This is a genomic window from Floridaenema evergladense BLCC-F167 (assembly GCF_041929205.2).
In the GTDB taxonomy this organism is placed as follows: domain Bacteria; phylum Cyanobacteriota; class Cyanobacteriia; order Cyanobacteriales; family Aerosakkonemataceae; genus Floridanema; species Floridanema evergladense.
In genome coordinates, this window is the sequence record NZ_CM171625.1 from 6,155,896 (window position 1) to 6,178,292 (window position 22,397).

General features: G+C 40.9%; 25 protein-coding genes. 14 read left to right on the forward strand and 11 right to left on the reverse strand.

Annotated features, from left to right (window positions below):
* Positions 1 to 61 precede the first annotated feature (61 nt).
* The 5 genes from pap (at position 62) to ACE1CA_RS29355 (ending at position 5,448) form a co-directional block, all read left to right on the forward strand.
* The gene (gene pap / locus ACE1CA_RS29335) at positions 62 to 1,549 is read left to right on the forward strand and encodes a polyphosphate:AMP phosphotransferase (RefSeq protein ID WP_413281446.1); all 1,488 of its coding nucleotides are present in this window, start codon (positions 62 to 64) and stop codon (positions 1,547 to 1,549) included.
* Between the two features lie 132 nt (positions 1,550 to 1,681).
* Positions 1,682 to 2,833 carry a YdcF family protein gene (locus tag ACE1CA_RS29340; protein ID WP_413281445.1) on the forward strand — a complete coding sequence of 384 codons (1,152 nt, stop codon included), beginning with the start codon at positions 1,682 to 1,684 and terminating at the stop codon, positions 2,831 to 2,833.
* 80 nt (positions 2,834 to 2,913) lie between these two features.
* The gene (locus tag ACE1CA_RS29345; RefSeq protein ID WP_413281444.1) at positions 2,914 to 4,662 is read left to right on the forward strand and encodes an ABC transporter ATP-binding protein; all 1,749 of its coding nucleotides are present in this window, start codon (positions 2,914 to 2,916) and stop codon (positions 4,660 to 4,662) included.
* Between the two features lie 91 nt (positions 4,663 to 4,753).
* Positions 4,754 to 4,897, forward strand: coding sequence for a hypothetical protein (locus ACE1CA_RS29350; protein WP_486517578.1), 144 nt, complete (start codon positions 4,754 to 4,756; stop codon positions 4,895 to 4,897).
* A 2-nt stretch (positions 4,898 to 4,899) separates the two neighbouring features.
* A complete protein-coding gene (locus ACE1CA_RS29355; protein WP_413281443.1) occupies positions 4,900 to 5,448 on the forward strand; it encodes a PEP-CTERM sorting domain-containing protein in 549 nt (182 codons plus the stop codon).
* Positions 5,449 to 5,500: 52 nt separating this feature from the next.
* Here ACE1CA_RS29355 and ACE1CA_RS29360 read toward each other — a convergent pair whose 3' ends face one another.
* A complete protein-coding gene (locus tag ACE1CA_RS29360; protein ID WP_413281442.1) occupies positions 5,501 to 6,541 on the reverse strand; it encodes an NAD(P)/FAD-dependent oxidoreductase in 1,041 nt (346 codons plus the stop codon).
* Between the two features lie 80 nt (positions 6,542 to 6,621).
* On the opposite strand from ACE1CA_RS29360, the gene ACE1CA_RS29365 reads away from it, so the two are divergent.
* Both ACE1CA_RS29365 and ACE1CA_RS29370 read left to right on the forward strand, forming a co-directional pair.
* The gene (locus ACE1CA_RS29365; RefSeq protein ID WP_413281441.1) at positions 6,622 to 7,464 is read left to right on the forward strand and encodes a YaaW family protein; all 843 of its coding nucleotides are present in this window, start codon (positions 6,622 to 6,624) and stop codon (positions 7,462 to 7,464) included.
* Between the two features lie 18 nt (positions 7,465 to 7,482).
* Positions 7,483 to 8,799 carry an O-antigen ligase family protein gene (locus ACE1CA_RS29370; RefSeq protein ID WP_413281440.1) on the forward strand — a complete coding sequence of 439 codons (1,317 nt, stop codon included), beginning with the start codon at positions 7,483 to 7,485 and terminating at the stop codon, positions 8,797 to 8,799.
* A gap of 24 nt (positions 8,800 to 8,823) precedes the next feature.
* Here ACE1CA_RS29370 and ACE1CA_RS29375 read toward each other — a convergent pair whose 3' ends face one another.
* The 4 genes from ACE1CA_RS29375 to ACE1CA_RS29390 form a co-directional block, all read right to left on the reverse strand.
* The gene (locus ACE1CA_RS29375; RefSeq protein WP_413281439.1) at positions 8,824 to 9,036 is read right to left on the reverse strand and encodes a hypothetical protein; all 213 of its coding nucleotides are present in this window, start codon (positions 9,034 to 9,036) and stop codon (positions 8,824 to 8,826) included.
* Positions 9,033 to 9,275: a DUF2281 domain-containing protein gene (locus ACE1CA_RS29380; protein WP_413281438.1), complete on the reverse strand. Its 243-nt coding sequence runs from the start codon at positions 9,273 to 9,275 to the stop codon at positions 9,033 to 9,035. Before ACE1CA_RS29380 ends, ACE1CA_RS29375 begins: the two co-directional genes overlap by 4 nt.
* Before the next feature lie 132 nt (positions 9,276 to 9,407).
* Positions 9,408 to 9,809, reverse strand: a complete 402-nt coding sequence (locus ACE1CA_RS29385; RefSeq protein WP_413281437.1) for a DUF6575 domain-containing protein — start codon at positions 9,807 to 9,809, stop codon at positions 9,408 to 9,410.
* A gap of 16 nt (positions 9,810 to 9,825) precedes the next feature.
* Positions 9,826 to 10,215, reverse strand: a complete 390-nt coding sequence (locus ACE1CA_RS29390) for a hypothetical protein (protein WP_413281436.1) — start codon at positions 10,213 to 10,215, stop codon at positions 9,826 to 9,828.
* A gap of 189 nt (positions 10,216 to 10,404) precedes the next feature.
* Between ACE1CA_RS29390 and ACE1CA_RS29395 the strand changes: the two genes are divergently transcribed.
* Positions 10,405 to 10,920 carry a J domain-containing protein gene (locus ACE1CA_RS29395; RefSeq protein WP_459563720.1) on the forward strand — a complete coding sequence of 172 codons (516 nt, stop codon included), beginning with the start codon at positions 10,405 to 10,407 and terminating at the stop codon, positions 10,918 to 10,920.
* A gap of 45 nt (positions 10,921 to 10,965) precedes the next feature.
* Positions 10,966 to 11,238: a DUF3143 domain-containing protein gene (locus ACE1CA_RS29400; RefSeq protein ID WP_413281434.1), complete on the forward strand. Its 273-nt coding sequence runs from the start codon at positions 10,966 to 10,968 to the stop codon at positions 11,236 to 11,238.
* 84 nt (positions 11,239 to 11,322) lie between these two features.
* Here ACE1CA_RS29400 and uppS read toward each other — a convergent pair whose 3' ends face one another.
* The 3 genes from uppS to lysA form a co-directional block, all read right to left on the reverse strand.
* On the reverse strand, positions 11,323 to 12,072 hold the full coding sequence (gene uppS / locus ACE1CA_RS29405) for an undecaprenyl pyrophosphate synthase (protein ID WP_413281433.1): 750 nt from the start codon (positions 12,070 to 12,072) through the stop codon (positions 11,323 to 11,325).
* Positions 12,073 to 12,218: 146 nt separating this feature from the next.
* Positions 12,219 to 13,136, reverse strand: coding sequence for a diadenylate cyclase CdaA (gene cdaA, locus ACE1CA_RS29410; protein ID WP_413281432.1), 918 nt, complete (start codon positions 13,134 to 13,136; stop codon positions 12,219 to 12,221).
* Between the two features lie 412 nt (positions 13,137 to 13,548).
* Positions 13,549 to 14,940 (reverse strand): diaminopimelate decarboxylase, encoded by a 1,392-nt coding sequence (gene lysA, locus ACE1CA_RS29415; RefSeq protein ID WP_413281431.1) that lies wholly within the window; start codon positions 14,938 to 14,940, stop codon positions 13,549 to 13,551.
* A 74-nt stretch (positions 14,941 to 15,014) separates the two neighbouring features.
* Between lysA and rimI the strand changes: the two genes are divergently transcribed.
* The 3 genes from rimI to ACE1CA_RS29430 all read left to right on the forward strand — a co-directional run bounded on the left by rimI (position 15,015) and on the right by ACE1CA_RS29430 (position 19,462).
* Positions 15,015 to 15,689: a ribosomal protein S18-alanine N-acetyltransferase gene (rimI, locus tag ACE1CA_RS29420; protein WP_413281430.1), complete on the forward strand. Its 675-nt coding sequence runs from the start codon at positions 15,015 to 15,017 to the stop codon at positions 15,687 to 15,689.
* A gap of 254 nt (positions 15,690 to 15,943) precedes the next feature.
* Positions 15,944 to 18,415 carry an ATP-dependent Clp protease ATP-binding subunit gene (locus ACE1CA_RS29425; RefSeq protein ID WP_413281429.1) on the forward strand — a complete coding sequence of 824 codons (2,472 nt, stop codon included), beginning with the start codon at positions 15,944 to 15,946 and terminating at the stop codon, positions 18,413 to 18,415.
* A 216-nt stretch (positions 18,416 to 18,631) separates the two neighbouring features.
* Positions 18,632 to 19,462, forward strand: coding sequence for a transglutaminase-like domain-containing protein (locus tag ACE1CA_RS29430; RefSeq protein WP_413281428.1), 831 nt, complete (start codon positions 18,632 to 18,634; stop codon positions 19,460 to 19,462).
* A 50-nt stretch (positions 19,463 to 19,512) separates the two neighbouring features.
* Here the strand turns inward: ACE1CA_RS29430 and ACE1CA_RS29435 are convergent, their stop codons facing one another.
* Positions 19,513 to 19,698, reverse strand: coding sequence for a hypothetical protein (locus ACE1CA_RS29435; protein WP_413281427.1), 186 nt, complete (start codon positions 19,696 to 19,698; stop codon positions 19,513 to 19,515).
* A 310-nt stretch (positions 19,699 to 20,008) separates the two neighbouring features.
* Here ACE1CA_RS29435 and lepB point away from each other — a divergent pair, with 310 nt between their 5' ends.
* Positions 20,009 to 20,614 carry a signal peptidase I gene (gene lepB, locus ACE1CA_RS29440; RefSeq protein ID WP_413281426.1) on the forward strand — a complete coding sequence of 202 codons (606 nt, stop codon included), beginning with the start codon at positions 20,009 to 20,011 and terminating at the stop codon, positions 20,612 to 20,614.
* A 149-nt stretch (positions 20,615 to 20,763) separates the two neighbouring features.
* On the opposite strand, the gene ACE1CA_RS29445 is transcribed toward lepB, so the two are convergent.
* A complete protein-coding gene (locus ACE1CA_RS29445; RefSeq protein ID WP_413281425.1) occupies positions 20,764 to 21,270 on the reverse strand; it encodes a ComEA family DNA-binding protein in 507 nt (168 codons plus the stop codon).
* A gap of 8 nt (positions 21,271 to 21,278) precedes the next feature.
* On the reverse strand, positions 21,279 to 21,650 hold the full coding sequence (locus ACE1CA_RS29450) for an SHOCT domain-containing protein (protein WP_413281424.1): 372 nt from the start codon (positions 21,648 to 21,650) through the stop codon (positions 21,279 to 21,281).
* Positions 21,651 to 21,991: 341 nt separating this feature from the next.
* Here ACE1CA_RS29450 and ACE1CA_RS29455 point away from each other — a divergent pair, with 341 nt between their 5' ends.
* A complete protein-coding gene (locus tag ACE1CA_RS29455; RefSeq protein WP_413281423.1) occupies positions 21,992 to 22,315 on the forward strand; it encodes a DUF1825 family protein in 324 nt (107 codons plus the stop codon).
* The last annotated feature ends 82 nt before the right edge of the window (positions 22,316 to 22,397 follow it).

Consider the following 22,397-nt stretch of genomic DNA (forward strand, 5'->3'; position numbering starts at 1 on the left):
TTGATGTTTTGACTGTGAATAGATAGCGTAGTGTTTAGTAAATTTTTCACTTGGTTAAGTTATGTTAGATACTCTCGATCTGGATCTGGCTTTAGATAAAAGTACTTATCGCACGCAGATTGAAGCTTTGATGCGGCAGTTGCGATCGCTCCAAAAAGCCTGTTGGGATAAGAAACAACCGATAGTGGTAGTGTTAGAAGGTTGGGCAGCGGCAGGTAAGGGCAGTTTAGTGAAAAAAATGGTAGGATACATGGACCCTAGAGGTTTTACAGTCCATCCAATCTGGCCTCCGAGTCCCGAAGAACAAAAATATCCTTTTTTGTGGAGGTTTTGGAAACAATTACCAGCGCGGGGTAGTATTGGGATTTTTTACCATAGCTGGTATATTCATGTTCTCGAAGATCGGTTATTCGATCGGGTGGATGCGGCGCAAGTGCCGATGGTAATGCAGAGTATTAATGCTTTTGAACGTCAGTTGGTGGATGATGGAGTGGCGATCGCTAAATTCTGGATTCATCTTAGCCAAAAAGAATTGAAAAAACGCTTGAAAAAATATGCTGCCAACTCTTTAGAATCTTGGCGAGTTCGTCCTGAAGATTGGCAACAAGAGAAAAATTACGATCGATATGTTGCCCTAGCGGAAGAAATGCTGATTCATACTAGCACTGGATCGGCACCTTGGACTTTAGTTGAAGGTGACTGTCAACGTTGGGCAAGGGTGAAAGTTTTGACGCAATTAGTGGCTACAATTACTGAAGCACTCGATCGCCTACATCATCAAGTTGTGCCGCCTTCATTTCCTCCCCAAGAACGCTTGAGTCCCGCCGAACCAAATTTATTAGCACAGGTAGATTTAACACAGAGTTTATCTAAGTCAGAATATAGAATCCAACTGAGTCGAGAACAGGTAAAACTGAGAAAGTTACAATTAAGTATCCACAAACATCAAGTCCCAGTTTTAATTATTTTTGAAGGTTGGGATGCAGCGGGAAAAGGAGGGGCAATTAAGCGACTTACAGATATTCTCGACCCTCGCAGTTACAATGTTAGTGCTTTTGCTGCGCCCACAGACGAAGAAAAAGCTCATCATTATTTGTGGCGTTTTTGGCGACGCTTACCAATGGCAGGAACGATCGGCATTTTCGATCGCAGTTGGTATGGTCGAGTATTAGTAGAACGAGTCGAAGGTTTTGCTACAGAAAATGAATGGCGACGTGCCTATCAAGAGATTAATGAATTTGAAGCCCAGTTAACCAGTGATGGTTATGTTTTGCTGAAATTTTGGTTACAAATTAGTCAAGAAGAGCAATTGAAACGGTTTGAGGAACGACAAAACGACCCCTTTAAGCAGTATAAATTGACGGAGGAAGATTGGCGCAATCGGGAAAAATGGCCTTTATATGAGGTAGCAGTAAATCAAGCTATTCAACGCACTAGTACTCCTACCGCCCCTTGGACTTTAATTCCTGCTAATGACAAATACTTGGCCCGTGTTAAAGTAATTCAAACTGTTAGTGGGGCGATCGTCCGGGAACTAAAACGCAGATAATTACCATTGGTCATTGGTCATTGTTCATTGGTGCTAAGTTATTAGTTATTAACTCAACTTGTTACTTATTTTAAACCCCTACAAATGACAAATGACTAATGCCTAAAAATATATTCGTGAGGTAGTGTTTTTATGTTGTTTCTCACATTAACACAATTAATATTTTTAACCCTAATAGTTTGGTTAGTTTGGCGGGTAGTTTTTCGACCTGGCAAAGAGGGTGATGCTAGTGGTGGTAGTGCTGGTGGTGGGAAGTATAGACCAAGAGATTATTTAGCTTGGTTGGGAGCACTAATTGTTTTACTAGCAGTAATCTTAGCATTATTAACACCTAATAATGGTGCAGTTGTACAGGTTTGGAGTGTTATATCTTTACCTCTAAGACCGTTGGGATTATCTATTTTGTTGTTGTTATTTGCATTAATGGGGATTAAAAAAGGAGCAATCACCAAAGATGCGGAAAATTATATAAAAATTACCACAGCACTGTTGCTGTTTTTTAGCATTCCAATTATTGCTTTTTTAATGGTGCAATTAATTGAATCTGATTCGATCGCAGCTTTACAGATAGCACCTTATCGACGAGATAAAGTTGATGCTATTGTATTGTTAGGACAAGCAACAACTCAACAACCTTTTTTAGAAGCAAACCAAATTCACTTGACGGATGCGGGCGATCGAATTTTGCAAGCCGCAGCAGAATACAGACAACAGTTAAGATTAGGGAACGATGCGTTTATAATTGTTAGTGCAGGCCCTAGACCAGGACAAAGATTAAATCCCAATCAACCTAACCCTGCGGAAGCTTTTGCTATTGCCAACGTCTTGAAAAGTTTAGGCATTCCCGCATCAGATATTTTAATTGAACCAACAGGTTTAGATATTCGTACTAGTGCAGAAGCAATCAAACGAAAATATGTAGATGAAGGTATTAAACGAGTTATTCTCGTTTCTTCAGCTTTAAATATGCAACGGGCTAGACAAACATTTGCCCAATTAGGAATTTCTACCATCCCCAGTCCAGCTAGTTTTTACACATTTCAAGCAGGGGGAGTTCCCAAAATTATTTTCACTAGCACCCAAAAAGATAGATGCGACACAATTAGTGTTACTTTCCGTAATGCGCGGGAAGTGCAATTTTCTGATTTCATGCCTAATGTAGATTCTTTATTATTGAGTACTCGCGTAATTAATGAGTTTTGGTCATCAGTTTATTACTTTTTGCGTGGTTGGTTATCTACTACAGTAGATCCTATACCCGTTCCTCCAAATATAAAATGTTAAATGAAAAATGTAGAGACTTTATCTGAAACATTTCTGATATTTGCAGCAAACATTTAAGTAATTGATATAAAATTAGAAATATGGCTAATTCTCGATTAAGAAAACTGGGTACTTATCTCCGTCCTTACTGGAGAAAAGTTAGTTTAGGCATCCTAGCATTGTTTTTTGTCAACAGCTTAGGGATATATATTCCCTTGCTAATTCGGAGAATCATTGACGAACTTGGCGTTACTTTTAGCTTTAATCAAGTTTTGCTTTATGTAGTGCTACTTTTTATTTTGGCATCTATCATGTGGGTGATTCGCATAGTTTCGCGAATGTTAATTTTTGGCATCGGGCGACAGGTAGAGTTTGATTTAAAGCAAAAGATTTTTCAACATTTACTAACTTTAGAACCTTCTTATTTTCATAATAATACAGCTGGGGATATTATTAACCGTGCGACTAGTGATGTAGATAATATTCGACGGTTGTTGGGTTTTGCTGTATTGAGTTTGGCAAATACTTTTTTTGCTTATGGGTTAACTTTGCCAGTAATGTTAACGATTAGCCCAATTATTAGTTTATCAGCGATCGCAGTTTATCCCTTCATGTTACTAATTGTCCAATTGTTTAGTAACAAATTGCGTAACGAACAATTGCAAGTGCAAGAAAAATTATCTGACTTGAGCGAATTAATTCAGGAAGATATGAGTGGGATTTCTTTAATTAAAATTTACGCTCAAGAAGAGAATGAAAAACACGCTTTTACTGAGTTAAATAATGAACTACTACAAGCAAATTTGCAATTAGCTAAAACTAGAACTACTCTGTTTCCTTTAGTTGAAGGAATGGCTTATATTAGTTTGCTGGTGTTATTGTGGGTGGGAGTAGGTGCGATCGCATCTGGTACAATTACTATTGGAGATTTTGTCGCCTTAATTCTCTATGTAGAACGCTTAGTTTTTCCCACTACATTGTTAGGTTTTACGATTACAGCATATCAAAGAGGGGAAGTAAGTATCGATCGCATCGAAGCAATTCTAACTGTAGAAGCAAAGGTCAAAGATCGAGCCAACTCTGTACCTTTACCGTTAGAAAAAGTTAAAGGTAAATTAGTAGCAAAAGACCTTAACTTCACTTATCCTGGTGCTAAAACTCCCGCTTTACATAATATCAATTTTACCATTGAACCAGGAGAAACTGTAGCGATTGTCGGGCCAATTGGTTCGGGAAAATCAACTTTAGCCAATGCAATTCCTCGCTTATTGGATATTCCCCAAGGTAGTTTATTTTTGGATGGTTATGATATAACTTATTTGCGGTTGCAAGACTTGCGAAATGCGATCGCTTACGTTCCCCAAGAAAGTTTTCTCTTCAGTACCACTATTAAAAATAACATTCGTTACGGCGATCCAATTATTGAGCAACCTTTTGTAGAAACCGCAGCGAAACAAGCACAAATTCACCAAGAAATTACTACTTTTCCCCAAAATTATGAAACCATAGTTGGCGAAAGAGGAATCACACTTTCCGGCGGACAAAGACAACGTTCGGCATTAGCTAGAGCATTATTAGTTGATGCACCAGTATTAATATTAGATGATGCTTTAGCCAGTGTAGATAATCAAACAGCAACCGCAATTTTGGAAAATTTGTCTTCAGGAACTGAACGTAAAACCGTAGTATTTATTTCTCACCAAATGTCTGCTGCTGCGAGTTGCGATCGAATTTTCGTTATGGATAAAGGTGAAATAGTCCAAGTAGGAACTCACAACGAATTAGTAGAAAAACCTGGATTATATCGATCGCTTTGGAATCAGCAAAAATTAGAAGAATTGCTGAAATAAAACCTTTGAGCATTAGTGCTATTACTGAATTATCTCAGTTATTGGCAGTATTTCTCTCTATCTTTAAATGTGTTTTTTTCGTGAACAATAAGTGAAACTACGGGCAGTATTTTATTTTTTGCATGAAGATTTTTTTAAACTGATTGACGAGGCCGATCGAAGTATGACATTTTTTGATGAGATTCAGATGGAGTTTTTCGATTTAACTAATTTTTGGGAAATTCAAGGAGATTAAGCATGAATTTGATACGATATGGGCTGTTAGCTGGGACGACTGTGGCAATGCTGCTGCTTACGACTAGACAGAGTGATGCGGCATCGATTGTGCAAAATGCAACCCTGGCAACTCCCCCTGCCGGAAGTACTGTAATTGGAGAATGTGCTACTGGGGGACTTTGCCAACCTGGAGACGTGCTAAATCTTACGTATAATCCAGGCACAAGTTCAGTATTTGCCACAAATGACACAGATTACAACTTTACGAAATTCATCTACACTATTCTTCCAGGGCAGGATGCGGTTTGGTCATCGGACTCTAGGTTTGATTTCTTCAACAGGGCAGAAATTTCCAGTGATGGCAAAGTTCTTACCCTGAGTGATGGTTTATTTAGTGTTGGCGCAACGGCTCTTTTCAGCGCCACCTTTACTGGTAACGTGCCAGTCAATGCTGCTGTTACATTTGAAGGTTCTAGGGCTGTTCCCGAACCAAACACAATAGTTGGTTTAGCATTAGCTGGTGCAGCAGGTGCTTATTTCCGTCGTCGTAAACAACAAATTGTTAATTAGGTGATAGCAAATCCGGGTTATTTACCGTTCAAAAAAAGGTTATAACCCGGATTTAAAGACAATTTAAAAAGTTAGCCCCAGGCAAAGGTAAATTTTGCAATTGTGAATTGATTCTTTGCGCTGTAGACAAGCCAGATTGTAAAGCACTTTCTACCAAATTTCCCCCACACCAATCGCCACAACAAATTAAAGGTAAACTTGTTTGAGCATCCAAAAACATTTCCGACAAAGGGCGACTAGGAAAAGCATAACGCCAGCGATGAACTTGGAAGAATTCAGGATTGTCTAACCAAGGAATAAAATGTTTAGCTGCACTGGCTAATAATTCTCTAGCGGCGGGTTGTAAATCTTGTGCATCTAAATAAAGTTGAGCAAATTTAGCACTACTTTGAATCACAAAAACAGGTGCTTCTGAATTTAAGCGTTTGCTGCTATCTAAACCTATCCAAGCTAAATTATCATTTTGGGAAAATAGAATTGCTTTCTCAGATCGATCGCATCGACAAGAACTAGAATAACCTGCCATAACAGTAATACAAGGCTCAAATTCGATCGCCCCTAACCTACCCAAAACCTCCTGAGAAACCAAAGATTCTAACAACATCAAAGCTTGAGGTGCAGGAATTGCCACAACCAAAGCTTTCGCCAACAAACTTGCGGGTAACTCATCATTAACAGCAGCAAAATTTAATTGCCAACAATCTTGATTATTTACAGAAATTGACTCAACCCTGTGATTTAACCGAATCTCCAAACCCTTAGCCAAAAACTTAGCAACCGCACTCATTCCTTCTGGCGCAACGTAACAATTAGTAGTAATTTGAGAGTCGGGCGAAAGGGAAATTTTATCCGTCCATAGTTTTAGGATTTGGCGATCGGATAAAATCTTTACCAAACCCTGCAACAATTCACCTTTCTCCTCCAAATAGCGCAAACCGTGATCGGCGCGAGTATGATGTAAACGGCGCGTCGCCACCCTTCCCCCCACACCACGCGACTTTTCCACCACTACCACCCCATAGCCAGCCTGACGTAATTGTTGCCCCACAGTCAAGCCAGCCACACCAGCACCAACAATTGCCACATCAAACATGACTTAATGAACTCCGCAATCAAAGGTATAGAAGTAGAATAAGGTACAGCAACGAATCTCTAGTCTGGGAGGGTTCGATTTTGGATGAGTTGAGATCGGCGCTGGAGTTAGCAACAGAAGAAGAATTGCAACAACTTACCGCAATTCTGTTCTGCCGCAGATTTAATCCTATAGATTATATTCACACGCCTGACCCAGTAGAAGTACAAAGCCAAGACCATGAAGCTTGGCTGGATATGATCGAAAATAGATTTCGCTTTTTAGCAGCAGATGGCATGACAGTATTGCGAGGGCGTACCCAGCAAGTAACCTACCGCCAAACTTTAATCCAAGTTTGTCGTTATCTCAAAATTCGTTATTCTCATAAACTTTCCACCACAGACTTAGAAGCAGAAATTTTTCTCAATCTGCTAAAACGGGCTTGGAAAGAACTACCTGCTGGCGATCGAAATGAGATTACAAAGAGAGTACAAATTGGATTATCTGAATGTAAACTCTCTCAACCATTACCCCTTTCAGTGGAAAAAGATCCCTTTGGTTGGTTAGTTAAAGGTGGTAGTGCTTTAGCAGTAACTTCCATTCTACAACCAATGCTTCTGCAACAAATTGCCCGTCAATTTGCCATTCATTTTACTACCTATCAAATGGCAAAGGAAGCAATTGTTCAAGGTGGTGCAGCAGTAGCCACAAAATTTCAAGGTTATATGGCTTTGCAAGCAGCGGAAAAAGGAATGGCAATTACAGCTGCTCGATATTCCGCAGTACGTGGTGTATTTTCATTCTTAGGCCCAGCAATGTGGGCTTGGTTCGTTGCTGATATTGGTTGGCGGGCAATTTCTGTCAACTATTCGCGGATTATTCCAACCATTTTTGCCTTAGCCCAAATTCGTTTAACTCGTGGGGAATGTTGGGAATTAGCTTAACAAAATGAAGGATGAAAGATGAAGGAAAAATTTTTAAATTGGAAAACTAAATCCTCTCACTTTCATCCCAATTATAAATTACAATTTTTGGGTAATATATTCCAGCTGGGCTTACTCACTTTCCCGATAATTCCAGCAGTGGGCGTAGTATTACTTTCTTTATCAGCTTTAGCAACTTGGTGGAAAAAATATCGCCAAATTATCAGTCAACCTTTAACTTGGGGTTTTGCCATTCTGACAGTTTTGTTAGTTATAGTATCCAGTTTTGGCTATTATCGAACCGAAGCTTATTTAGGTTTAGGCAATTTAATTCCCCAATTCATCTTTTTTACTGGCATTAGTGCGTTAATTCAAACTCCCAACCAACTAAGACGCATTAGTTGGATTTTAGTAATTAGTTCCATCCCGATCGTAATTTTTGGTTTAGCGCAAATATTATTAGGTTGGGGAACAACTGGCGCAGTGGCAAGTTTTTTAGGTTTAGCGATCGCACCCAGCGGAGAACCCCTTGGTAGAATGTCTGCTAACTTCATGTACGCCAACATTCTCGCCGCCTATCTAACAATAGTTTTCATTTTAAACTTAGGTTTATTAATCGAAAACTTTCCCAAAAAAACCAATCCCCAGTCACTATTTTTAATAGTAGCGCTGTTAGGAAATGCCCTAGCTTTACTCTTAACAAATTCGCGCAATGGGTGGGCGATCGCAGTTTTCGCCTGCTTAACCTTTGCCGTATATTTAGGTTGGCGTTGGCTAGTTTTTCTAGTGGGTGGAATTTCGGGAATTGTTCTATTATCAGCCTTTGCACCATCACCGATTCGGGAACCTTTGAGAAAAATTGTACCGTATTTTATTTGGGGGCGACTGTCTGACGAAATGTTTGGCGATCGACCAATTCCCCTATTACGTTCAACCCAATGGAACTTCGCCTTATCCCTCACCCAACAACGCCCCTTAACAGGTTGGGGATTACGCAACTTTTCCCCTCTTTATATTACCAAATATTCCAACTATCAAACACCAATTTGGTTAGGACATCCCCATAACTTGTTTTTAATGTTAACCGCAGAAATCGGCATTCCCGCCACAATTTTCCTCTCTTGTTTAGTCGGTTGGATAATCGTTAAAGGGTTTTTATTAATCAGAAATTGGTCAGATACTTCGGCAGCAAAATTAATATTTTTCAGTCATTTAGTAGCCTTTTTCGGTTGTATTTTATTTAATACTGCCGATGTCACAATGTTTGATTTGCGAGTGAATGCTTTAGGTTGGTTGCTGTTAGCTGGAATTTGGGGAGTTGTGAGTTCTCATCGCTCAAATATTGAACATCTTTGACACTTGTAGTAGCACAGCACCCGCTTATAACTCATCAGAAATAATTACATCAATCGTTTCATTTTTATGCTTCCGGTAAATCCGAAAATCACTATCCAAAGTTAATATCGAACTGCCTTCTATTAACTCACTCATCCTCAGATTTTTCCAAGTTTCTCTCGTCCAATGATGAAAGTTATCTCCTTTATCAATAAAAGCTACTAAGGGACTGGTATCTAAAATTACCTTGGTTTTCATTCTTTACCAAATCCTTCTAGATAAGCGTTATTAGTAGAAAGGTCGCCTAATCCACTATCAACACATCCCGCCCACTGTTGGGCTGCTTCATAAGCAGAAATAGGTTGTGTTTCTTTCGCATCCTTTTGGGATTTATATTGCAAAAATTGAATAAAATCAATGACTTCCTGCTGTTGATTAGTAGATAATTTTTTAAATTCATCAATCATTAGTTGTTCATTATTAATGGCTTGGGTCATATTTCACCGTTTAAAAACTAAAGCGTAGCAAAAACAGTAATACACTTATAACAAGTAAAAAACCTTTGTAGAAATATTCTTTTTTTACCTTCTTACATTAATTATAACCATTGTTGAACTGCTGCTTCAAAATCAAAGAGGCTGGGTATCTAATATGTCAAGAATCTCAGTATTATAATTAAGGAACTCTCCAGCCATAGGTAGCAAATCTTCGTTAAGCATTTCACAAGAAATACTTACGATCTTACTTGGGCTGTCATCATTAGAGGTTAAAACTTTAAATACAAAACCGTCTTCTGCTGTTAGAAAAGCATCTTTTAGATCGATACCTCCAGACCGAACAGACTGAAATTTTCTTAAACTCATGGGTACATAAAACCAGATGTCAGAATTAGGTGTTTCATCTACCCAAACTCCAAGAAAAATCTCTCCTGCTTCATTGCGACAGGAGAAAAGACATGGTTTGTCGTAGTATTCATAAACCTCGATAATTTCGAGGTTTCCTAAACTGGTTGACTTAGGCAAAAGGCTCATAATTTTGCTTTATTCATTATTCATTAACATCTACAATTTGAAATATAGCCCAAGGTTCCGCACCAAAAGGAATCCACCAAGTATGATGAGACTGGCTTAGTCGTGAGGGAGTATGTAATATTACTCCCAATTCAGCAGTTAGCTGACCTAAAGCAGGCTTTGCCCTTCTAAAACGAGGAATTCTCTTGATTACGCGGTCAGCATCAGCTTTATCGGTAAAAACAGAGATGCCGCAGATTTGGCATTCTGTCATACCTTCAGGACACTGCTTATTTCTATTTTCTTCACGCCATGAGCAAAAGTCATCGGGACTAGGGGAATCATGGTTGATAAGACGATACACCTCCCCAAAAGCATTTTTGGCATTTTCAGGTGGACAATCACTGGGGAAGTGTTCAGGCCACATCGTTTTCTTATGCAATTTTATAGTTTAAATATTCCAGATTATTGAGGTTAGCCCTTCTGCTTAATCTTAAGCTGTAAGTATCGCTAAAATAGTCGATAAACTTTCACAACTAGTCAGAGGGAAGCAGAGGTGACTAGCAACAGGGCGACAGAAAACGAAAATCAAACCAGCGTTTCTACCAAAGATCGCATAAATTCGAGTTATTACGCTTTATTAGGGCTGCATCCTGCGGCATCCCCTGTAGAGATTCGGCGTGCATACCGGGAATTAAGCAAACGTTACCATCCCGACACGACAAATTTACCAAAAGCGATCGCCACCAGCAAATTTCAACAACTCAACGAAGCTTACGCCACCCTCAGCAACCCAGAACGCCGACTAACCTACGACTACGAAATAGGTTACTCTCGCGTCGCCGTAGTTCAGCCAAAGCCAAACCTACACCAACAAGCTTCCCAAAAAATCCACTCCTCATCCGCCTACCTCGACCCCACCGACAGACCCCTCGATGGTGGAGAAATTTTTGCCTTATTTCTTCTCCTTTTTACCTTTATTGGCTGTTTAGCCTTAGCCTTCTTCGTCGCCTTAACTCGTGGTGAGACAGCATTACAACCCATAGTTAAGGAAAATCAGACCATTCTCAAACAAGTAACCCCTACTTCAGTAAGTTTGTTCTCTGTTCACTCAGCACCACCGCTGAGCTAATAATAAGTGAGGGTTAACTATTCCTCACCTTTAACTTATTAAACTATGACGATTCCTCCTCCAGAAACTCCTTTGTATAACCATCCCCTACCAGAAATTGAACAATGGTTAAAAGCGCAGGGATGTCAACAGGACAAAAAAGAATTGCATTGTTGGCGAGTGGAAAAACCCGCCTGGAAAGCTGAGTTATGGTTAGATATCGACCAAATAACAGTTCGTTATCTCAACGCTGGAGAAAATGGTCAAGATATTCAACGTTCTTTCAAATATTCCTTGAGTCGCCGTGACATTGAGGAAGCAGTTTTCTCAGGGCCGTAATATCAGTTTGTAGTGACGACTTTAGTCGTTTCTTCGTGAGATAGAAGGACTAAAGTCCTCACAACAAACGGAAATTTAAAATTGTTAGACTTTTCCAAAACGTCGATCGCGCCGTTGATAATTAGACAAAGCTTGATGAAACTCCTTCCGGTCAAAATCAGGCCAAAGAGTTTGCGTAATATAAATTTCTGCATAAGCCATTTGCCAAAGCAGAAAATTACTAATTCGCATCTCACCACTAGTCCGAATCAATAAATCGGGATCGCAAATTCCCGCAGTATAAAGATGGCTTTCAAACAAAGATTCATCAATTTTGTCTGGATTTAAAGTACCTTGTTGAACTTGATTTGCGATCGCCCGACAAGCCTGTAAAATCTCCTCCCTGCCCCCGTAATTCGTCGCCACCGTAAACTTAATCCCTTGATTTTCCTTAGTTTGGGCCATCGATCGCTCTATTTCCGCTTGCAGCGACGCAGGCAAAGAATTCAAATCCCCCACAAAGCGAATTTGCACATTCTCCTCCATCATTTCCCGCAACTCTTGGCGCAAAACCCGCTCAAACAAAGTCATCAAAAAATCAACTTCCTCTAAAGGTCGCCCCCAATTCTCCGTCGAAAACGCATAAGCAGTTAACGCCTCAATCCCCCAATCCTTACAGCAACGTAACAAATCTTTCAGCGCATCAACCCCTCGCTTATGCCCCATAATTCGCGGTAAACCTTGTTGCTTTGCCCAGCGACCATTACCATCCATAATCACCGCTACGTGCCGGGGCAATCTCTCTGGCTCTAAATCATCAGGCAAATATTTTAAAACAGTTTGCTTGGCTGTCATATAAACTTTAAAAATCTTGAATGCGTTAGTTTTTCACTCGTAGGAACAATTTCAATTCAGTTAATCTTTACCATCTAAGAAGCATAATGTCCGAATCATCACATCGTTCTTTAAATAGCTTGCGCCTATTTGTCCTCACTGACAAGTCATTTCTTATCTCTTGTCTTATCCCGTGAGGTCGATCGCCAACCGAATAAGCGATCGACCAGCGCCTGTCCACCAGAACCAATTTGCCGACCTAAAGTACGTATGGGAGCAACAGCCCTCTCATCACTTGATGGAGAAAAGCGCAACTCCAGAAGTTCCTTTAGTTTACTGCTGGTCAAAGGTCGATTCAGTATCCCCCTCTCAGCTAAAGAAATCGATCCCGTTTCTTCAGATACAACAATACACAAGCAATTTTCGACTCGTTCTGTAATTCCCATTGCCGCCCGATGGCGCGTTCCCAACTGCCGAGATGCTGTCCGATCGGACAGCGGTAAGATCACTCCCGCAGCCACAATTCGCGAACCAGCAATCAACACTGCCCCATCATGTAATAAAGTTGAAGGCTGAAAAATAGTCTGTAACAGTTCCTTAGATACTTCCGCATTCAGTTTCACTCCAGGCACCGAAAAATCCTGCTCATCAATTGGACTACTCGTTTCCATTATGATTAAAGCACCGATCCGATTTTGAGAAAGTTCTTTCACCGCATCCACAATTTCGTCAGTTACACTATCCTGCCTCGGCGTAACGCGACCTTGGTGATTAAACAATTGCATAATTTCTCCCCGACCAAGCTGTTCTAGAAACCTGCGAAACTCCGATTGGAAGATTACAGCCATCGCCACAGCCGAACCAACAACTAATTTATCCAGAACAAAACTCAACAGAGACAACTCTAAGCTTTTACTCAATACACTAGCCAACATCAAGATAATAAATCCTCTGACCACCCAAAGGGTGCGTCGCTCACCAATGATGACCAGCACCATATAGGTGAGAGCCAAAACCAACCCCACATCAATTAAACGTAGAACCCAACTAGGGTCGGTCAGCCATTTACGTAGCGCATCTCCCATCAGTTCTGGAATAAATTACTCTACAACTGCCCTCGCTCTTACCATATCAGTTAAGCTGAACGAGAGTTTAGCCAAAAAGTGTCTACTTTTATCATAATTTCAATTATTACCAGTAATATCAAAGCTTTACCAATTCATAGTTGTTTCATTAAATTTCATTTAATTTTAATCGTTTTTTCGACTGAAAGCGCTATCAAAAGTTTTTTCGTTACTTAAGCAAAATATTAATTCTTGCAAAGCAAAAGCTATTTAATTTAAAACTTAATATTTTTCCAAGCAGAAGGCTAAGAGAGGGAACAGGGAACAGGATAAGTTTTATCTGTTGACTTTTGAGTAAGCAAGAGAGTACGGAAAATATTGAGTGTGAGATTTAAACTTCCCCTTGTCCCCTTGTCCCCATGTTTCAAGAGTCTTAGATTAGGCGTTCTGGGAGGCGATCGCATCTTACCAAATCCTGATAAGTCTCGCGCCGAATCATCACATTCACTTCCCCATCTTTGACCAAAACTGCTGCCGGACGAGGTACTCGGTTATAGTTAGAAGCCATGCTGTAATTGTAAGCACCCGTACTCAGTACTACCAAAATATCTCCCGGTTGAGTTGGTGGCAAAGAAATATCTTTAATCAAAACATCTCCCGACTCGCAATGTTTACCAGCAACAGTCACCGTCTCTGTTAAAGGCGCAGACATCCGATTAGCGACAACGGCTCGGTAAACTGATTGATAAGTAATCGGACGCGGATTATCCGACATTCCCCCATCTACAGAAATATAAGTGCGAATTTCGGGGACTTCTTTCCGACTACCAATAGTGTAAGCTGTCACGCAAGCAGAACCAATTAAAGAGCGTCCAGGCTCACACATTAATTTTGGCAGAGGTATTTGTTGTGCGTGACAAGCAGCCGTTACCGCTTCACAAACAACTTTTGACCATTCCGCGATACTTGGGGGATCGTCAGTTTCAGTGTAGCGAATGCCTAAACCACCACCAATATTAAGATGATTTACTGGTAGACCATAATCAGCTGCTTTTTTCAGCCACTCTACCATTACTCCTGGTAAATCGTGATGAGGTTGGAGTTCAAAGATTTGTGAGCCGATGTGAGCGTGAAGTCCTATACATTTAAGTTGAGGATTTTTGCTAACCAAGCTAAATACTCGATCGATTTGATGAGGATCGAAGCCAAATTTACTATCTAAGTGACCAGTACGAATATATTCGTGAGTATGACATTCGATTCCCGGAGTTAGCCGCAGCATAATTGGGACTGAGGTTGGTTTTTCTTGAGCCAAACCAGCCAAACTTTCCAATTCTAGCCAATTATCGACGATAATTGTGCATTGAGATTCGATCGCTAACTCTAATTCCTGAACTGACTTATTATTGCCGTGAAAATAGAGTTTTTCGGGAGCTACACCAGCCTGAAGCGCAGTGTAAAGTTCCCCTCCAGAGACTACTTCTACAGCTAAACTTTCACTGTGGACGATCGCACAAACTGCCAAACAATTCCAAGCCTTAGAAGCATAAACTACCTGAGATTCCCCAGCATAGTAACTTTTAAAACTATCACGATATTGACGACAAGCAGTACGCAGAGTTTCTTCATCCAATATATAAAGTGGCGAACCGAACTGCGCCACCAAAGAAGTGACATCACAGCCACCAATTTCCAAACAGCCACTACTATTAACCTTAGCTGTCAAAGGTAAAAGTTCCTGATTTGGCGAAGCAGTAGCACTCCTGAAGTCAGATAAATACTCAGAACCAAAATTGCGAACCCCAGAAGGGTGAGTTGATACCATAATGTGAGAGCGATCCTCAAAAATTCAAAATAACAAGCTTAAGTGCTTCACTTTAACCAGTTTACAATCGCGCCTTGACACAAACATTAATTATTCAACCTTTAACCACAGATTTGTTACCAGCAGTAGTCGAACTAGACCAAAAATGCTTTGCTGGACTCTGGACTTTAGAAGGCTACCAAAGAGAGTTAGAAAGCCCGAATAGTGACGTTTTGTTAATTTTGACAGAGCGGGGGAGCAGAGAGGCAGAGAAGCAGGGGAGCAGGGGAGCAGAAGATAAAAATTCCTCTTGTCCCCTTGTCCCCTTGTCCCCTTGTCCCCTTGTTCCCAGTCCCCAGTCCCCAGTCCCCAGCCCCCGACTCTTGGCAATGGGCTGTCAGTGGGCTATTTTAGATGAGGCACACATTACGATCGTGGCTGTCTCTCCCGACTACCAACATCAAGGTTTAGGTCAGGCGATGCTCCTAGCTTTGTTGTCTAGAGCCAGACAACGAGGAATAGAACGAGCCACCTTGGAAGTAAAAGCGTCCAATCAGCCAGCTATCTCTCTTTACCAAAAGTTTGGCTTTAAGGTAGCTGGAACCCGACGCGGATACTATCAAGATACAGGTGAAGATGCTTTGGTTCTGTGGCTCAATGGCTTGCAATATCCCGAATTTACTCAAACTTTGGCTGACTGGGAACAGCAAATGCGCTTGCGCCTGGGTGCTTATGGTTGGGAATTATTGATCAGAGAAATTGCTAATTAACAGGAAAAAATTTAAGAGTTAGTAAAGGGAAAGTGTAGATGTTTTAGATAGACAAATGGCGATAGGTGCTTTTCTTGAATGCCCGATAGGGCTTATACCGCACAGACTTCGCCAACGCCAATCCAAACCCGTCAATTTCTTATTAATAAATGTATAAATCTCAAGGGTTGTTTTCTAAAGAACAATAACAGCCCTCCAGAATCACTATGCTAGAATCAAACCTACCGGGACTCAGCAGGTGATGGAAAGCTGCCATGTTTGAACGCTTTACAGAAAAAGCAATTAAAGTGATCATGCTGGCCCAGGAAGAAGCACGTCGCCTGGGACACAACTTTGTTGGTACAGAACAGATCTTATTAGGTCTGATTGGTGAGGGGACAGGTGTCGCCGCCAAGGTACTAAAATCGATGGGCGTTAATTTAAAAGACGCTCGCATTGAAGTAGAAAAAATTATCGGTAGAGGTTCTGGTTTTGTTGCTGTAGAAATACCTTTTACTCCCAGAGCTAAGCGCGTTCTGGAGTTATCCCTAGAAGAAGCTCGTCAGCTAGGGCATAACTACATTGGCACTGAGCATCTCCTTTTAGGTCTGATCCGGGAAGGGGAGGGGGTTGCAGCAAGAGTGCTGGAAAATCTAGGCGTAGATTTATCTAAGGTTCGTACCCAAGTGATTCGGATGCTGGGTGAAAATACCGAAGTTACCCCTGGTGTCAGTCAAGGTCGGACGAAAACTCCAACTTTGGATGAGTTTGGCTCGAATCTAACTCAGATGGCTGGGGAAGGTAAACTCGATCCGGTGGTCGGTCGCCAACGGGAAATTGAGCGGGTAATTCAAATTCTGGGTCGGCGGACTAAGAATAATCCGGTATTGATTGGGGAACCTGGTGTTGGTAAAACAGCGATCGCAGAAGGTCTAGCCCAACGCATCGCTAATTCTGATGTGCCAGATATCCTTGAAGATAAGCGGGTGGTTACTCTCGATATTGGCTTGTTGGTTGCAGGTACTAAGTATCGGGGTGAATTTGAAGAACGCTTGAAGAAGATTATGGATGAAATTCGATCGGCTGGAAATGTAATTCTGGTGATCGATGAAGTACATACTCTGATTGGAGCGGGTGCGGCGGAGGGTGCGATCGATGCTGCTAATATCCTCAAACCTGCTTTAGCACGGGGCGAACTCCAGTGCATCGGCGCGACAACTTTAGATGAGTATCGCAAACATATTGAAAGAGATGCGGCTTTAGAAAGACGCTTCCAACCAGTAATGGTGGGCGAGCCCAGCGTAGAAGAAACAATTGAGATTCTCTACGGTTTGCGCGAACGCTACGAGCAACACCATAAACTGAAAATTTCTGATGAAGCGATTATTGCAGCAGCGAAGTTATCCGATCGCTACATCTCAGATCGGTTCTTGCCAGATAAGGCGATCGATTTGGTTGACGAAGCAGGTTCTAGAGTACGTTTGATTAACTCGCAACTGCCACCAGCAGCTAAAGAATTGGATAAAGAACTGCGTCAAGTTCTTAAGGAAAAAGACGATGCAGTAAGGGCCCAAGACTTCGACCGTGCGGGTGAGTTGCGCGATCGGGAAATGGAAATTAAGAGCCAGATTCGATCGATTTCCCAAAATAAAAAGGCTACCGAAACTTCCGACAAAGATGTTTCACCAGTTGTCACCGAAGAAGACATCGCCCAAATTGTCGCTTCTTGGACTGGTGTACCAGTGAATAAACTCACTGAGTCTGAGTCTGAGAAACTGCTACACATGGAAGACACCTTACACCAACGTTTGATTGGTCAGGAAGAAGCTGTAACCGCAGTTTCACGGGCGATCCGTCGGGCTAGAGTTGGGTTGAAAAATCCCAATCGTCCGATCGCTTCCTTCGTATTCTCTGGCCCAACCGGAGTAGGTAAGACTGAGTTAGCCAAAGCTTTGGCTTCCTATTTCTTTGGTTCGGAAGATGCCATGATCCGCTTAGATATGTCGGAATACATGGAACGGCACACCGTTTCCAAGTTAATTGGTTCTCCTCCGGGTTACGTTGGTTACAACGAAGGCGGACAATTAACCGAAGCAGTACGTCGTCGTCCTTACACAGTGGTACTTTTCGACGAAATCGAAAAAGCCCACCCCGATGTATTCAATATGCTGCTGCAAATCTTAGAAGACGGTCGTTTGACTGATGCTAAAGGTCGGACGGTAGACTTTAAGAACACCTTATTGATCATGACTTCCAACATCGGATCTAAGGTAATTGAAAAAGGCGGCGGTGCGTTGGGCTTTGAACTCTCTAGTAATGAAAATGAAGCACAGTACAACCGGATTCGTTCTTTGGTTAATGAAGAATTGAAGCAATACTTCCGTCCAGAATTCCTCAACCGTTTGGATGAAATTATTGTCTTCCGGCAACTCTCCAAGGATGAGGTTAAGGAAATCGCCGATATCATGCTTAAGGAAGTGGTTTCACGGTTGTTGGAACAAGAGATTACTTTAGAAGTAACCGAAGCTTTCAAAGACCGCTTGGTACAAGAAGGTTACAACCCCAGCTATGGCGCAAGACCTTTACGCCGCGCCATTATGCGCTTGTTGGAGGATAGCTTGGCTGAGGAAATTCTTTCTGGTCGCATTCAATCAGGAGATACTGCTGTTGTCGATGTAGACGACCAAGGTCAAGTAAAAGTACGTCAAGGGGAAAAACGAGAATTACTACCCCAAGCGGCTGAATAAGTTTTGAGTTTTGAGTTTTGAGTTTTAAGTTATTAATTCAATTCAAAGCTCATCCTCATAACTTTTTGAAAAACGGTAGGGTTAATTTCTACCGTTTTTCTGTTGATTAGTGCAAGCCAGATCCCCGACTTCTTGAAGAAGTCGGGGATCTTATCAGGAGTAAATCCATAAATCCCGATCGAACTTTCTTCCCTGTTATCTTTTAAAGGACAAATTATGAAATATAAAGTAAATTCGCAATTAGTTTATACAATTAATGAACCTAGCACTTTTATTTTTAATGTGCAGGTTGTCCGAAATGATTTCCAAAAGATTATTGCGGAAGAATTGCAACTCGATCCGCAATTACCTTTTGATGAATTGACTGTTGATGATAATGGAAATCGCTACGTTCGCTTAGTTGCACCTGTGGGTAATTTGCAGATCGACTATCAAGCAACTGTGGATTTGTCACATTTTTTTACAGATGGGAAAAGTATCGCAGAAGTACCGCCATCTCAATTGCCAATGGAGACTTTTCAATATCTTTATCCTAGTCGCTATTGTCAATCAGATATGTTATTTGGTTTAGTCCAAAGCGAGTTTAATGATTTAGAACCTGGTTACTCTAGAGTAGCGGCGATTTGTGATTGGATTTATGAGAAGGTGACTTATCTTTCTGGGAGTAGTGATTCCCAAACTTCTGCTTATGAGACGGCGATGCAAAGGGCGGGCGTTTGTCGGGATTTTGCTCATTTAGGTGTGGCTTTTTGTCGGGCTTTGAATATACCAGCCCGGTTTGTGAGCGTGTATGCTTATCAGTTAGAACCGCCAGATTTTCATGCGGTTTTTGAGGCTTATTTGGGCGATCGCTGGTATTTATTTGATGCGACAAAATTAGCGCCGAAAGAGGGTTTTATTCGTATTGGTACGGGTCGGGATGCGGCTGATGTTTCTGTAGCAACTATTTTTGGTTCGGTAAAGTTACAAGAAATGAAGATTTCTGTAGATCGAGTTTCCGAAGCAAAGGAGCCTGATAACATGGGTGAGGCGATCGCTTTGGCGTAGCCTACCGTAGGCATATCGCGTAGCGTATGTCACACCTACCCAAGCTTCTGCTAAACTAACTCACGAGACTCTTGCTTGACGTAACCAGCCATAGCTGCTAATTGTAAGTTCATAAAAGCATAGAAGTCTTCTAACTCATACTTTTGGCATAAAAGTTGTCTGAGCAAATTTTCGGCTTCTATAGTTAAATAGCCAGTTGTTAAAGCCTGTTGTACGACATCACGAATGAGTATCATTGCACCTCCTCAAAAAATAATTCAAAAATTAAAACCGGAAGCATTTTAAAAATTTGCCTATTAGTATGACTCCTTAAGTTCTTGTAATGTTTCCGGCAACTAAATTGTGATAGATTCATAATTCTAATCTCTGATGAATCTTGTAGCCGAAGGATAATTTCTCAGGCTTCATTGCATCATATTTAGTGCCATAACTTATCTGATTTCATCTGTCTTTAGCTGGAAACTAGAGAAGGTTTGTTTCAATATGTAACATGGTTCTATATCTTTATTAGAGAAATAGTTTTGTGCTGTATCACAAATAACATTTATGCAATATGACAACCAAGAATTAAAAGATTCTCCGATTGAGTCGCCTTCGCCAAGTGTGGGGGAAGCAAGAGTTTGGCGATCGATCAAGGAAAATTTGCTGATCTTAGTTATAGCTTTGGGATTAGCGTTGTTGATTCGCGCTTTTGTAGCGGAACCTCGCTTTATTCCCTCGGATTCGATGATACCGACTTTGCAGTTAGGCGATCGCTTAGTCGTCGAAAAAGTTTCCTACGCCTTCCATCCACCCGAAACCGGAGATATCATAGTTTTTGAACCACCCACTCAATTACAAATTCAAGGTTACGCTAAAGACCAAGCATTTATTAAACGAGTAATTGGCGAACCTGGGGAAATTGTTAGCGTCGCTAATGGCAAAGTTTATATTAATGATAAACCCCTAAAAGAAGACTATATCGCTGAGTCACCTGATTACCGTTGGGGACCAAAACGAGTTCCAGAAAATCAAGTATTTGTTATGGGAGATAATCGAAATAATAGTAATGATTCCCATATCTGGGGCTTTTTACCAACTGAAAATATTATCGGTCGTGCTTGGTTTCGTTTTTGGCCTTTCGATCGCATCGGTTTTGTCACTAAAGATTAATTTTTGTACGCAGATGAATGCAGATAAACGCAGATAAACGCAGATGGTATTCAGAGGTTATCGGTTTTTGCAAAAGTTCTTTTTTTAACCACAGATAAACACAGATGAATGTCTTTATCTAGGTTAAATAATCACGAATGACTAATTACTTAAAAGCGCAAATGGTGCATCAACTGACTAATTAATTCGCTTGGTAAAACTAGGCGATTTTGGAAGTCTGCTAAACTGCGATAAAATCCAGATGATTCTCGATTTTCCACAATTTTATCAGCCAACAAACTATCAATACCTGGGACTGTATTTAACATTTCCCTAGTAGCAGTGTTAGGATTAATTCGTTGTGGTGAGTGAATACTTTCTACGTCGTAATAACAAAATTGTAGAACAGGTGCTAAAGGTTGTAATCTCTGAACTGACAAACTTAAAGCAGCAGCGATATCTTCCAAGCAATGAAATTGAACTCCATTACGGCTAAGTTCCACAAGCGATCGCGCCTGATGAATCGATAACCCAGGTAATCTCAACCAATCATCCACAGTCGCTTGATTCACATCAATTTTAATCCCTAAACTTGCTGCTACAACCACTTCTTCAATTGACCTAAATCGATAATAAGGGTCTTTTAATAACCGAAAGCGAATTGACATTTGTGACATGGAATTGCTCAAATATTAAGTAACTGTCGGCGTTTTTGTTCAAACTCGTAATCAGAAATTAATCCTTCCTGGCGGAGACTTTCCAACTGGCGCAACGCATCAGCAAGAGCGGTGACATTTTGGGGATCGACAGTAGATTTGGCAGAGACAGTTATCTCTGCATTAAAATTGCGATCGAACTCCTCAGAGTCTTGGACTAAATACCAAAAACCTTCGATCGCACTCGCCACACGAGGTATCGGAGTCCAAGATAACGACAAATATAAAATACCCCACAACGGCTGTCCCAAATAAAACTTATGCAGTCCCGCTAAAGGAACTAAAGTGCCACTAAACGCCAGAAATGCCGCTAACTTGCGATTTTTTGGAGTACTTAACATAATATTCCGTCAACCCTCAAAGAGTAAACAATTGTAGTTAACCCATCAGCTTAGCGTTGTTCTGCCAAACTTAGCCACAAATTAAAATATTGGACAATTCAGCAACGCTCATCTTTATACATGATATAAACTTTTTTCACCATCAAAGCGTCAATTGTTCGGCTTTTACTACTTGCTAATTACAAATTACCCGACAATTGCTGGCAAGGTGAATCCGATCGGCTAAATTACAGCAAAATAGCCCCAGACCTTGTTTGAATTACTAATCCAGCCTGGACTAAAATAAGAACACAACTAATACATGACCTACTGAATTAAAAAGTTCAGATTAAACTAAACAAATGGGATTTTTTGACTCTGAGATCGTTCAACAAGAACTAAAACAACTATCCGAAGAATATCAATCCCTGATTCAAATCGGGGGAAACTACGGGAAATTCGATCGCGAGGGCAAAAAGCTATTCATAGAACAATGGGAAACACTCATGGAGCGTTACCGGATATTTATGAAACGCTTTGAACTATCTGAGGATTTTATGGCTCAAATGACCGTACAACAACTAAAAACCCAACTAAATCAATTTGGGATTACACCTCAGCAAATGTTCGACCAAATGCACCTCACCCTAGAACGAATGAAATCCGAATTAGACAAACAGCCTTAACCAATTTTGTCACATTGGCAATAAAACTCAATGATTAGCTCAATGGCGAAAAACAGTAAAGGGTAAAAATCTACTTTCACCT

Bases quoted from the DNA above. Each gene is read 5' to 3' on its own strand.
- pap (WP_413281446.1), top strand. From the start codon at position 62: ATGTTAGATACTCTCGATCTGGATCTGGCTTTAGATAAAAGTACTTAT.
- ACE1CA_RS29340 (WP_413281445.1), top strand. From the start codon at position 1,682: ATGTTGTTTCTCACATTAACACAATTAATATTTTTAACCCTAATAGTT.
- ACE1CA_RS29345 (WP_413281444.1), top strand. From the start codon at position 2,914: ATGGCTAATTCTCGATTAAGAAAACTGGGTACTTATCTCCGTCCTTAC.
- ACE1CA_RS29355 (WP_413281443.1), top strand. From the start codon at position 4,900: ATGAATTTGATACGATATGGGCTGTTAGCTGGGACGACTGTGGCAATG.
- ACE1CA_RS29360 (WP_413281442.1), bottom strand. From the start codon at position 6,541: ATGTTTGATGTGGCAATTGTTGGTGCTGGTGTGGCTGGCTTGACTGTG.
- ACE1CA_RS29370 (WP_413281440.1), top strand. From the start codon at position 7,483: ATGAAGGAAAAATTTTTAAATTGGAAAACTAAATCCTCTCACTTTCAT.
- ACE1CA_RS29375 (WP_413281439.1), bottom strand. From the start codon at position 9,036: ATGAAAACCAAGGTAATTTTAGATACCAGTCCCTTAGTAGCTTTTATT.
- ACE1CA_RS29380 (WP_413281438.1), bottom strand. From the start codon at position 9,275: ATGACCCAAGCCATTAATAATGAACAACTAATGATTGATGAATTTAAA.
- ACE1CA_RS29385 (WP_413281437.1), bottom strand. From the start codon at position 9,809: ATGAGCCTTTTGCCTAAGTCAACCAGTTTAGGAAACCTCGAAATTATC.
- ACE1CA_RS29390 (WP_413281436.1), bottom strand. From the start codon at position 10,215: ATGTGGCCTGAACACTTCCCCAGTGATTGTCCACCTGAAAATGCCAAA.
- ACE1CA_RS29400 (WP_413281434.1), top strand. From the start codon at position 10,966: ATGACGATTCCTCCTCCAGAAACTCCTTTGTATAACCATCCCCTACCA.
- uppS (WP_413281433.1), bottom strand. From the start codon at position 12,072: ATGACAGCCAAGCAAACTGTTTTAAAATATTTGCCTGATGATTTAGAG.
- cdaA (WP_413281432.1), bottom strand. From the start codon at position 13,136: ATGGGAGATGCGCTACGTAAATGGCTGACCGACCCTAGTTGGGTTCTA.
- lysA (WP_413281431.1), bottom strand. From the start codon at position 14,940: ATGGTATCAACTCACCCTTCTGGGGTTCGCAATTTTGGTTCTGAGTAT.
- ACE1CA_RS29425 (WP_413281429.1), top strand. From the start codon at position 15,944: ATGTTTGAACGCTTTACAGAAAAAGCAATTAAAGTGATCATGCTGGCC.
- ACE1CA_RS29430 (WP_413281428.1), top strand. From the start codon at position 18,632: ATGAAATATAAAGTAAATTCGCAATTAGTTTATACAATTAATGAACCT.
- ACE1CA_RS29435 (WP_413281427.1), bottom strand. From the start codon at position 19,698: ATGATACTCATTCGTGATGTCGTACAACAGGCTTTAACAACTGGCTAT.
- lepB (WP_413281426.1), top strand. From the start codon at position 20,009: ATGCAATATGACAACCAAGAATTAAAAGATTCTCCGATTGAGTCGCCT.
- ACE1CA_RS29445 (WP_413281425.1), bottom strand. From the start codon at position 21,270: ATGTCACAAATGTCAATTCGCTTTCGGTTATTAAAAGACCCTTATTAT.
- ACE1CA_RS29450 (WP_413281424.1), bottom strand. From the start codon at position 21,650: ATGTTAAGTACTCCAAAAAATCGCAAGTTAGCGGCATTTCTGGCGTTT.
- ACE1CA_RS29455 (WP_413281423.1), top strand. From the start codon at position 21,992: ATGGGATTTTTTGACTCTGAGATCGTTCAACAAGAACTAAAACAACTA.